The following is an 11,521-nucleotide window of genomic DNA, read 5'->3' as shown; positions in this document are numbered from 1 at the left end:
CGCTTGCCCTCCGAGACAAAACCACGAAACCAGCCACACCCGAAACGGCGCAGCCCCTCGCGCCGCGAACGGCAGATGGCCGAACGCGCACCGCACGCGAGGTCGGGGGCCCCACCACGAAACCCATGGGTCATGCAGTTGCGATGACCTCCAGGCCGGTAGGACACGCCAGCCAACACTCGGGGCCGTACGACGCAACCACAGAGGCAAAAACAGCCTTATTGCTCTGCCCCCGGCAGGGCGGCTTTCTTCTCGTTAGTCTTCTTTGCCGCGCAAAGAAGAGTGACCGGCAGCCCCCGCAGGGGGATGTCGTACGGCACTTGGGTGCAAAAGCCAACGCCGATCAAAAAAACACCAACCCCAACAGCAAGAGCAAATTGTTCTGTCCTTGGCTCACTCGCACTCAAGCAAACGTAATAGCATGCCGCCGATCAACCAGATCCAAATGCGGCAAACTATTAAAACTAAGCAACCGCTGAGTCCCGCGCCCAGAAATAATCTCGCAAAAAGCTGTATTCCGAAACTGCAGGTTCAACTCGATCGCAGTCTGCGCCGGCGCACCCAGCAAGTCCGCCGTCGCCCGCCCGATAGCCCCACCCGAACTCACCACCAACACCGCATCTTCCCGCGCAGCCCCCTCAGTAGCATGCGCCAGGCCGGCGCGGATCCGCCCGCCAAACTCCGCCCACGACTCAGGCATGCCAACCAGTTGATCCAGCGTCCAGGCCTGATAGGCCGCGCGGAACGTGCGCCAGTAGTCGTTGTAATCCGAGTTCTGGTGCGCGCGATGATCCGCGCCGCCGGTATGGCTGCGATACAGCGCTTCGCCATCGTATTCGTTCAGGCCGAGGTGGGTCTCGATGCCCGTCGTGACCGCGCCCGAGGCTGTCGCGACCGGCATATCGCCGGCCCCCATGCCGGCCAGGATCTCCAGCGCGGTGTCCTGCTGGCGCACCAGCGAGCCCGCAACCACGCGTTTGAACGAGACGCCGCGCTCGCGGAAATACTCGCCCAGCCAGCGGGCCTGTTGCCGGCCGGTGTCAGAGAGGCAGTCGTAGTTGGCGGCGCCGAAAGAGGCTTGACCGTGCCGTACCAGGAAGAGCGTTGCCATGCGTGATGTCGGCGCCGGTAGGCACCCGGGAAGCGGTAGAACGGGAATCGGCGCGCGAACGCGGGTGCGCCGCGCGGGGTGCTGCCATTGTATGAGCGCCGGCCGCGGCGGCCAAGCTAAGCCGCGGCGGATTCATAGCGGCTATTTCCGCGCTGCATTACCCCGCTGCGGCGCGGCAGCCGCATTCCAGCACAGGTCCAGCCTCAGTCCAGCCTCAGTCCAGCGTCACGCCCGTATCCGCGGTCAGCTTGAGCACGCCCGGCAGGTAGGCCTTGTAGGCGGTCACGGCTTCTGCCGGCAAGTTGCCGATCGGCTCCGCGCCCATGTCCTCGATGCGCTGGCTGGTCTGCGGCGTCTTCACCAGTGCGCTCACCTCGCGGCCCAGGCGCTCGACGATGTCGTTGGGCGTACGCGCCGGGACCAGCAGCGTGATGGGGCCGGTCAGCTTGTACGGCTCGTCGGGATAGCCGGCTTCGGCAAAGGTCGGCACGTCGGGCAGGGCCTTGGCGCGCCGGGTGCCGGTGACGGCGAGCGCTCGCAGCTTGCCGCTGGCGAAGTGCTGCTTGAGCGAGGTCACCGAGCCAACCGTCATGTTGACCTGGCCGGCCAGCAGGTCGCTCACCATCGGGCCTTCGCCGCGATAGGGCACGTGCAGGATATCGATGCCATAGGTCTTGTCGAGATAGGCCTGGATGGTGTGCGGCTGCGTGCCCGGGCCCCATGAGCCCATGCGCAGCTTGCCGGGTTCCTTCCTGGCATAGGCGATCAGTTCCGCCATGGTCTTCACCGGCAGCGTGCCGTTGACGGCAAGCACCGTGCGTGCCATGGCGATGTCGGACACCTGGCGCAGGTCGGTGCGCGGGTCGTAGGGCAGCTTCTTGTAGAGGGCGAGGTTGGCGGTGATGGGGCCGGGGATGGTCAGCAGCAGCGTGTAGCCATCGGGCGCGGACTTGGCCACATAGTCGGTGCCGATGATGCCGCCGGCGCCGCCTTTGTTCTCCACCACCACGGTTTGTCCCAGCCGTTTGCCCAGGCCTTCGGCCAGCGTGCGAGAGAGCGTGTCGGTCAGGCCGCCGGCCGGGTAGGGCGCGATCAGGTGCAGGGGCTTGGTGGGGTAGCTGGCTTGCGCCTGGGCTGCCAGCGGCAGCAGTGCCGCGCAGGCGCAGGCCAGCAGGACGGCCGCCTTCCCGCAGGACGGGCTGCGTATTGTCATGTTTTGTCTCCTCGGTGTTTTATAGGATCCGGCGCGCGCTCCGAGCGCAATGCGCGCGCCGATATGGGGTCAGGCTATAAGACGGGGAAAAACGCGCGGGACCGCGCGTTGCGACATGATGGCATCAGGCCGGCGTCAGGCCGGCATCGCCAGGTAGCCGGCCACCAGCCGGGTCATCTCGCCGGGCAGCCGTTCGTCATCGAGCGGCAGCGGGCCGGCGTCGTTGAGGATGGCGTTGACCACGATGCTGAACACCGCCTGCATGGCAAAGCGCACGCGCATCTCCGCCTGCTCCGGCGGCACAGTCATGCGCGGCACCAGCAGCGCCACCATGCGTTCCACCACGGCCTCCCCGCTTTCGCGGTGCGGCAGCCATTCTTCCGGGCGGTTGGAGGCGTGCTTGAGCGATGCCTTGATCACGCCGCGGTTGGCGTGGCAGCCGAGCACCACGTAGCGCATGGTCTTTTCCAGCATCACGTCGGTGGGCACGTCTTCCCAGCGCTCCACGCGCAGGTAGCGCGCCACGGAGTCTCCTGTTTCCTGCATCACCAGCGCGCGCAGGGACTCGAAGAACGCCTGCTTGTCGCGGAAGCGGCCGTAGAAAGCCCCGACGGACACTTCGCAGGCGGACGCGATCTGGGCGACCGAAACCGCGGAGAAATCCCGCTGCGCCAGCAGTTCGCGGCCCGCGTCCAGCAGCGCCTGCTCGGTCTCGCGCGCACGGCGTTGGCGCGGGGGCTGCAGGATCGAGGGAGTCGCTACGGTGGGGAATGCGGAGGTCCCCTTGGATGGCTTGGCGGGAGACGCTGCAGAAGACGAGAGGGGCATGGTAATTCCGTATGCGAATTCTGATTCGGTTTTGTGAACCATATGGTTACCACGGCGTTTCGTCAAGAAACGGTCTACATTTCCAATATATGGAAATACATTCCGTTCTTTGACACAGAAAAATAGGCCACCCACACTGGGGTGCAAGGAGACAAGATGAACACGCCGGTCGAACAATTCATAGCCGAGCGCAGGAAGGAGGATCCGTCCTTCGGTGGCTTGCTGGCCAAGGGCTTTGCCTTGCTGCGCTGCTTCATCGACGAGCCGCGCCCGCTCGGCAACGGCGAGCTTTCCGAGCGCTTGCAGATGCCGCGCGCCACGGTGTCGCGCATCTGCCGCACGCTGTTCGAGCTGGGCTACCTGGATTGGGACCCCAAGCTCGACAAATACTTCGTCGGCGCCCAGGTGCTGGCCCTGGGTTATCCCTACCTGGCCGGGCTGCAGGTGCGCCATGTGGCACGCCCGCTGATGCAGGCGCTGGCCGATCGCATCGAAGGCGCGGTATCGATGGGCGTGGCGCACCGGTTGGACGTGACCTACCTGCAGAGCTGCACGCATCACGAGGGCACGGCGGCGCGCCCCGGCGTGGGCGCGGTGCGCTCGGTGCTGAGCACGGCGATGGGCCGTGCCTTCCTGTGCACGCTCTCCAAGATCGAGTTCGAGCAACTGATGCAGGCCGCGCGGCGCGAACGTGCCGAGGAATACGCCGCCTGCTACGACACCATCTGCCACAACGTGGCGCATTACCCCAAGCGTGGCTTTGCCATCAATGAAGGCGACGCCGGCAGCGGCGTGCATGGCGTGGGCGTGTACTCGCGCATCGTCTACCTGAACCGCCCGCTGCTGTTCAACTGCGCCATCGCCGGTTCGCAGGTGCGGCGCGGCATGCTGGAGAAGAAGATCGCGCCGCTGCTGATGGAGATGACCCGCGCCATCGAATCCATGGCGGGCCTGCGGCAATAGCCTGGCCCGCATGGCAAGGCACACGAAGCCACACACGAAGCCAGACACGAAGCCACACGCGCAGCGCCGGCACAGGCGCAACCAAAACAAGCATTCAAGGCAATCCGGAGACAATGCCATGCCCAGCCTAGATTCCCTGCTGAAACCGCGTTCGGTCGCGGTCATCGGCGCGTCCACGCAGCCCGAGAAGGTGGGCGGCATGCCGATTCGCCTGCTGCGCGAGCTTGGCTACGCCGGGCACATCTATCCCGTGCATCCCACCGCCAGCGAGATCCAGGGCTTGCCCGCTTACCCGACGCTAGCCGCCATCGGCGAGCGCGTCGACCTGGCCATCGTGGCAGTGCCGGCGGTGGCGACGGAATCCGTGATGGCGCAACTGGCACAGAACGGCACGCGCGCCGCGATCTTCTTCACCTCGGGCTTTGCCGAGGTGGGCGACGAGGGCCTGGCCATGCAAGTGGCGCTGGCCGAGAGCGCGCGCCGGCACGGCGTGGCCCTGCTCGGCCCTAACTGCCTGGGCGTGATGAATCTGCGCGCGCGCATGTTTGCCACCTTCTCGCCGATCCCGCTGACTGGCGTGCCGCCTGCGGGCGACGTGGGGCTGGTCAGCCAGAGCGGCGCGTTTGGCGCCTACGCCTTCGCGCTGGCGCGCGAGGCCGGGCTGGGCCTGAGCCATTGGGTGACCACCGGCAACGAGGCCGGCCTGCAGGTGGCCGATGTGATCGAGTGGATGGCGCAGGATGAAGATACCCGCGTGATCCTGGCGTATATGGAAGGCTGCCGCGATGGCCAGCGCCTGCGCCAGGCGCTGGCCGCCGCGCGCGCCGCCGGCAAGCCGGTGGTGATCACCAAGGTGGGCACCACCGAGGCAGGCGCGCGTTCTGCGCAGTCGCACACGGCGAGCCTGGCTGGCGAGGACGCGGTGTATCAAGCGGTGTTCGACGAGTACGGCGTGCATCGCGCCCATACGCTCGAAGATTTCTTCCGCCTCGGCTACACGCTGTCGCGCGGGCGCCGTCCGGCGCGCTGGGACAGCCCGAGCGGATGGATTGCCGATGCGGTGGCGCCGGTGGCTATCGTCACGGTGTCCGGCGGCGTCGGCATCATGATGGCCGATCGCGCCGAAGAGCTCGGCATGCCCATGCCGCCCATGCCCGCGGCCGCCGCCAAGGCGCTGCGCACGAGCATTCCCTTTGCCAGCACCGCCAACCCGATCGACGTGACGGGGCAGGTGGTGGCCCAGCCCGCCGTGCTGCTCGACGCGATGGCCGGCGTGGCTACCTGCGGCGAGTACGGCAGCGTGGTGGCCTTCCTCGCCGGCGGCGCCAATGCGCCGCGCCTGTGGGAAGAACTGCAGCGCACCATCGGCGCGCTGCATGAGGACAAGCGCGCCGCGCCGCTGCTGCTGTCCGGCGTGGTCGACGCCGACAAGCGCGCGTGGCTGGAGGCGCATGGCTGCCTGGTGTTCCGCGAGCCGGCCCACGCCATCGAGGCGGTGGCCGCGCTGGCGCGCGCGGCAGCATTGGAAGCCGCTGCCGTGAGCACGCCGGCAGCAGAGGCCGCCGCGCCCGCCGCAGCGCTCCTGCGCGATGTGCCTGACGATGCCCGCGCGCTGTCCGAGTTCGACGCCATGCGCCTGCTGGCGGACGCTGGCGTACCGGTGGCCGCGCACGGCCTGGCGCGCGACGCCGATGAGGCAGTAGCCCTGGCGCAGCGCATCGGCTACCCGGTCGCCGTCAAGCTGTGCTCGGCACAGGTGCTGCACAAAAGCGACGTAGGCGGCGTGGCTCTCAACCTGACGGACGACGCCGCGGTGCGCAAGGCCTTTGCCGCGATGCAGGCGGCGCTGGCCCGGGCCGATGCCAGCCTGCCCTTCGAAGGCGTGCTGGTGGCCCGCATGGTGCGTGGCTGGGGCGAGCTGATGGTGGGCGTGCGGCGCGATCCGGTGTTCGGGCTGGTGGTATTGGCCGGCATCGGCGGCACCGCCGTGGAGATCTTCGGGCAGATGGCCTTCGGGCTGGCGCCGCTGTCGCCTGAGCGCGCCCGCGCCATGCTGGACAAGAGCCGCGCCGCGGTGCTGTTCGCCGGCCATCGCGGCAACCCGGTGCTGCCGCTGGCACAGGCCGCCGATTTGCTGGTGCGGGTGTCGAAGGTGGCCGCCGCGCTCGGGCCACGGCTCGATACGCTGGAAATCAACCCGTTCATCATCGGCGCCGAGGGCGCGGTGGCGGCGGACGCCGTAATCACCTTGCTGCCGGCGGGCGGACCAGCATGAACCAGATGGCATAGCAAAGACGCTTGGCCCCACCGCGCCACCACATGCCGGCGCAGACCGGACGCGCGGATGGGCAACAACAACTGGAGACAAGCATCATGCATTTGCAAGCTGCAAGGACCACGTGCGCGCCAGCGGCAGGCGCTCTCGCCCTCGTCATGCTGACGGCGCTGGCGGCCACATCGGTGCGCGCCGCGCCACCGCAAGCCGCAAAGTACCCCGACAAGCCGATCCGCCTGGTGGTGCCCTTTCCGCCGGGCGGCGGCACCGACGTCGTCGGCCGGCTGGTGGCCGCCAGGTTGTCGACCGCGCTGGGCGGCACGGTGCTGGTGGAAAACGTGGCGGGCGCCACCGGCACCATCGGCTCGGCCCAGGTCGCGCGCGCGGCGCCGGACGGCTACACGCTGTTGCTCGGCATCTCCGCCACGCACGCCATCGCACCCGCGATCTTTCCCCGGCTGCCCTATGACCCCGTGCGCGATTTCGTGCCGGTGGGCCGGCTGGCCTACGGCGGCAACGTGCTGGTGGCGGGACCTGCTTTCACGGGCAAGGACCTGCCCGCGCTGATCGCGGCCGCCAAGCGTCCCGGCGCCGACCTGGCCTACGGCTCCTGGGGCCCCGGCTCGGGCGGCCACCTGGCCGGCGAGAGCCTGAACGTGAGCAGCGGCATTCACCTGCGCCACATTCCCTACAAAGGCGTGAGCCCGATGCTGACCGATGTGATGGGCGGCACGTTGCCTGTGGCCATGTCCGACCTGGCCGGCACCTTGCCGTTGATCCGCAGCGGCAAGGTCAGGGCGCTGGCGGTCACCGGCTCGGAGCGCTCGGTGGCGCTGCCCGATGTGCCTACCTTTGCCGAGTCCGGCGTGCCGTTTCGCATCGACAGCTGGTACGCGCTGTTCGCGCCGGCGCGCACGCCTGCTGCCATCCTCGATCGTCTCGAGCATGCCGTCGACGCCATCATGGCCGAGCCTGCCCTGCAGGCGCAGGCCGCGACGCTGGGCATGCGCTTCACCCCGCAGCCGCGCGCCGCCTTTGCCGCCCAGATGCAGGACGACGTCCGCACCTGGGCTGTCCTTGTCAAGTCGAGTGGCGCCGCCCTCGAATAATCCCGCCTATTTTCGCCAGGAGCCACGCACATGAACATGAATTCTCCCGCCGCCCCCACGCTTGCCGCTGCCACGCACGCGAGCCCCCAGCAGGCGCTGGTCGCCGGCGCAGCAATGCCGCTGGTGATCTACGGCTACGCGCTCATCGAGACGCTACGCACCTGCCGCCTGCAGACGTCGGTCGCGGCGGCCACCGGCTATGGCCGCGCGCCGATGAATGCGTTGTCCGCCAGCGAGCGCCAGTGGACGCACGAGGACCGCGACATTGTCACCCCGGCCAACGACCTGCTGTATTTCTGCGGCTGGGTCAACCTGGCGGATGGCCCGGTGACGCTGCGCATTCCGCCCCTGCCCGATGCGGGCCGCTACTACGTGATCGAGCTGCTCGACGTTCACACCAACAACTTCGAGAACTTGGGCCCGCGCAATGTCGCCGCAGAAGGCGGCGAGATCGAGCTGGTCGGCCCTGGCCAGACGGCCAGCGGCGCGCATGCGGTGTCATGCCCTAGCTCGCTGGTCTGGCTGCTCGGCCGCGTGCTGGTGCAGGGGCCGGATGACCTGGCGGTGGCGCGTGCCTTCGAGCAAGGCTTCGCGCTGAGCCGCACGCCGGGCGCGGCGCGCCCGCGCTGCGTGGACCAGTGGAGCGACAGCGGCCGGCCTGCGCTGGATTTCTTCCACAACCTCTTCAACGCGCTGCGCGAGTTCCCGCCGGCGGCCGAAGAGCTGGGCATCCTGACGCTGCTGCGCAAGGCCGGCATCCGGCTGGAAGACGAGATCGATTTCGCGGCGTTGCGCCCGGCCGTCGTGGCCGGGCTGGAAAGCGCCTACGCGCAAGGCATGGCGGTGATCGAGGCCCATACCCGCAGCCAGGGCCGCAAGAGCTGGGGCTACAGCCTGAAGCTGGGCAGGTATGGCGACGACTGGCTGCAACGCGCCTGCACCGCGATGAAGGGCCTGGGCGCCCTGCGCGCGGACGAGGCGATCTACGCCATGGCCGATTTCGATGCGGATGGCGCGCCGCTCGATGGCCGCCACCGTTACGAGCTGCGCTTCGCGCCCGGCATGCTGCCGCCCGCGCAAGCGTTCTGGTCGGTGTCGCTGTACGGCGAGGATCGCTACTTCAGCGCCAACGAGATCGGCCGCTACGCCGTAGGCGACCGCACGCCGGGCTTGCGCATGGATGCCGATGGCAGCCTGGTGATTCCGATCTCGCACGCGCGAGCGCAGCAGCAGGAAAACTGGCTGCCCGCGCCCGCCGGCTCGTTCTACCTGATCTTGCGGCTCTACCATCCCGCGCAGTCTTTCCTGGACGGCCAGTACACCATCCCGGCCGTGCGCCGCGTCGATTGAGCCAACCAAGCTATGGAAGCCACCATGCCCCAGACCGTATCCGCCGCGCTGGCCCACGACGCCATCCGCTACACGCTGCCCCTTTATGAAATGGCGCGCATGCGTGCCGCCACCTGCCTGCGCCGCAACAGCGCCGGCGAGTTTGCCGCCCAGCAGCCCGATGCCCCGGTGCGCTGGATCAATCATTTCATCCACACGCGCCAGCTGCTCGGCCCGCAGCATCGCCAGGTGGTCACGCCCAATAACGACACGCTCTACAGCAACGCCTGGATGGACTTGTCGCAAGGGCCGCTGCTGCTCGATGTGCCCGACAGTGCCGGCCGCTACTACGTGCTCGGCCTGCTCGACTTCTATACCAACCCCTTCGGCTATATCGGCACCCGAACCACCGGCAACGGGCGCGCACGCTTCTTGCTGCACGGCCCGCGCTGGCAGGGCGAAGTGCCCGCAGGTGCCACCGCCATCGCCTGTCCCACGGATGCGGTGTGGCTGCTTGGCCGCGTGCTGGTGAATGGCGAGGCCGACCTGCCGGCCGTGCACGCGCTGCAGGACCAGTTCCGCCTGAGCACGCTGGCGGGCGGGCCGGCTGCGCGGGCCTTCGATGTCGGCATGCAGCCCGGCGAGCATCTGGGCGATCCGCGCCGCTATGCCGAGGTGGTCAACCAGGCGTTGCGCGAGAACCCGCCGCCGCAGGCAGAGGCCGGGCTGGTGGCAGGCTTTGCGCCTTTGGGCATCGGCGCGGATTGCGATGCCGCCGCGCTTGACCGCGAAGCGCTCGCGCGCCTGGGCGCCGGCATCCAGGAAGTGCTCGCCGAACTGGCAACGCCGCTGCCGTCCGACCTTGGCGGCGGCTGGACCCTGCCGGTGGAAATCCGCGCATCGTTCGGCACGCGTTTCGCCGAGCGCGCGCTGGTGGCGCGCAACTATATCGGCGCGCTCGGCGTGGAAGAGGCGATGTATGTCATGGCCGACCGCGACAGCGAGGGCGCGCCGCTCGACGGCCGCGTTGGCTACGAGCTGGCCTTCGCCGCCGATGCGCTGCCGCAGGTAGGCGCGTTCTGGTCGCTCACCATGTACAGCAAGGCCGACTGCATGCTGGTGGATAACGTGCTCGGGCGCTACTCGCTGGGCGACCGCTCGCCGAGCCTGCGCTACGCGCCGGATGGCAGCCTGCGGCTGCGCCTGTCGGCCACGCCGCCGGCCGATGCCGCGGACGAGGGCAACTGGCTGCCCGCGCCCGCGGGCCCGTTCTACGTGACGCTGCGTCTCTACGTGCCCCAGCCCGCGCATCTCGACAAGACCTTTGCCTATCCGCCGATCCGCCCGCTGGCGGGCGCGCAAGCTTTGGTCAAGGAGCCGTCATGACACTGAACTCGCAAAAGCGCAGGCAAGTGCTCCGCCTGGCCGGCAACGCCGTGCTGTTGGCCGTGGCCGGCGGCGCGCTGGCGCCTGCGCATGCCGAGGCGTATCCGTCGCGCCCGGTACGCCTGGTCTCGCCCTACGGCCCGGGCGGCTCCAACGACATCTCGGCGCGCCTGCTCAGCGAGGGGCTCAGCCGCAAGTACAAGCAGCAGTTCGTGGTGGAGAACAAGCCCGGCGCTGGCACGCGCGTGGCCAACGAGCAGATCGCGCGCGCCACGCCGGACGGCTACACGCTGTTGTGGGCGGCGGCGCCGTTTGCCATCAATGCGGCGGCGGGGCTATCCCAGCGTTACGACATCCACAAGGACTTCGTGGCAGTAGGGCCGCGCGTGCTCGGGCCGTTATTCCTGATCGTCAACGCCGATTCGCCAGTGCGCACGGTGGCGGATTTCGTGCGCATGGCGCGCGAGAAGAAGGACGGCGTGACCTTCGCCTCGCCGGGCATCGGCTCGGGGCCGCACCTGACTGCCGAGCTCTTCGCCGCCCAGACGAAATTCAAAGGCCTCAACGTGCATTACCGCGGCGACTCCACGGCCTACACCGAATTGCTTGCAGGCCGGGTGGACGCCACGCTGACCGCCATCACCACCGCGCTGCCATTCATCAAGGCCGGCAAGCTGCGCGTGATCGCGGTGTCCGCCGAGCAGCGCACGCCGGTGTATCCGGACGCGCCCACGTTTGGCGAGCAAGGGTATCCCGGCGTGGTGGGTTACGGCTGGTTCGGGCTGATGGCGCCGGCGGGCACGCCGCCGGAGATCGTGGAGCAGCTCAACCGGGACGCCAACGCGGTGCTGGCCGATGCGCAGACGCGCAGCAAGCTGATCGGCCTCGGGCTGCAGCCGGAGGCGGGCGACAGCGCATCGCTCGCGCGTTTCATCGATGCCGAGGTGGCCAAGTGGGGGCCATTGATCAAGTCGGCGGGGATCAAGTTGGAATAGGGTGTGCTAGTGTGAAAAATCTGCCTCGCTTGGCGAGGATTGAATTGAATCGGCGGCGGTTGCAGTTTTGGTTTGGCATAGTGGCCCGCTGACGCGGGAGTCGCCCTTGTGGGCGGGATTTTCGCTCTTCTAGCTGCTGATGCAGAATAGCGTGAGTGGGCGATGTTTTAGCGCTTCTAGCTGCTGTCGCGGCTGTACGGTGTTGGCCGTTTTAGAACGTGTGAGATGTCACTTTTCTTTACTCGTAAAGAAAAGTAACCAAAAGAAAGCGATCCTTGCAGGAGGCTGGCTTATTGGGGTTACGAAGCCCGG

At 68.1% G+C, this 11,521-nt stretch carries 9 protein-coding genes; 6 read left to right on the top strand and 3 right to left on the bottom strand.

The genetic code is table 11. The features are described 5' to 3' along the window. Positions 1-403 precede the first annotated feature (403 nt). The 3 genes from ACYP5B_RS47460 to ACYP5B_RS47450 form a co-directional block, all read right to left on the bottom strand. Complete coding sequence (locus tag ACYP5B_RS47460) at positions 404-1,111, bottom strand: histidine phosphatase family protein (protein WP_459574312.1); 708 nt, start codon at positions 1,109-1,111, stop codon at positions 404-406. A gap of 214 nt (positions 1,112-1,325) precedes the next feature. Continuing rightward, positions 1,326-2,324 (bottom strand): Bug family tripartite tricarboxylate transporter substrate binding protein, encoded by a 999-nt coding sequence (locus tag ACYP5B_RS47455; protein WP_459574311.1) that lies wholly within the window; start codon positions 2,322-2,324, stop codon positions 1,326-1,328. Between the two features lie 135 nt (positions 2,325-2,459). After that, the gene (locus ACYP5B_RS47450; protein WP_459574309.1) at positions 2,460-3,152 is read right to left on the bottom strand and encodes a TetR/AcrR family transcriptional regulator; all 693 of its coding nucleotides are present in this window, start codon (positions 3,150-3,152) and stop codon (positions 2,460-2,462) included. A 156-nt stretch (positions 3,153-3,308) separates the two neighbouring features. Here ACYP5B_RS47450 and ACYP5B_RS47445 point away from each other — a divergent pair, with 156 nt between their 5' ends. The 6 genes from ACYP5B_RS47445 (at position 3,309) to ACYP5B_RS47420 (ending at position 11,209) form a co-directional block, all read left to right on the top strand. After that, positions 3,309-4,115 (top strand): IclR family transcriptional regulator, encoded by an 807-nt coding sequence (locus ACYP5B_RS47445; RefSeq protein WP_318236366.1) that lies wholly within the window; start codon positions 3,309-3,311, stop codon positions 4,113-4,115. 118 nt (positions 4,116-4,233) lie between these two features. Next, positions 4,234-6,390, top strand: a complete 2,157-nt coding sequence (locus tag ACYP5B_RS47440; RefSeq protein WP_459574307.1) for an acetate--CoA ligase family protein — start codon at positions 4,234-4,236, stop codon at positions 6,388-6,390. Positions 6,391-6,488: 98 nt separating this feature from the next. After that, positions 6,489-7,499, top strand: coding sequence for a Bug family tripartite tricarboxylate transporter substrate binding protein (locus ACYP5B_RS47435; RefSeq protein ID WP_459574305.1), 1,011 nt, complete (start codon positions 6,489-6,491; stop codon positions 7,497-7,499). Positions 7,500-7,535: 36 nt separating this feature from the next. Next, positions 7,536-8,849 carry a DUF1254 domain-containing protein gene (locus ACYP5B_RS47430; RefSeq protein ID WP_459574348.1) on the top strand — a complete coding sequence of 438 codons (1,314 nt, stop codon included), beginning with the start codon at positions 7,536-7,538 and terminating at the stop codon, positions 8,847-8,849. A 24-nt stretch (positions 8,850-8,873) separates the two neighbouring features. Next, positions 8,874-10,214: a DUF1254 domain-containing protein gene (locus ACYP5B_RS47425; RefSeq protein WP_459574303.1), complete on the top strand. Its 1,341-nt coding sequence runs from the start codon at positions 8,874-8,876 to the stop codon at positions 10,212-10,214. Beyond that, entirely contained in the window at positions 10,211-11,209 is a 999-nt protein-coding gene (locus ACYP5B_RS47420; RefSeq protein ID WP_400096132.1) for a Bug family tripartite tricarboxylate transporter substrate binding protein, read from the top strand. Before ACYP5B_RS47425 ends, ACYP5B_RS47420 begins: the two co-directional genes overlap by 4 nt. Positions 11,210-11,521: the final 312 nt, after the last annotated feature.

The organism is Cupriavidus sp. 8B, from assembly GCF_054589115.1.
The sequence above is the reverse complement of the archived record's forward strand: the minus strand, read 5'-3'. Positions and strand labels throughout refer to the sequence as shown.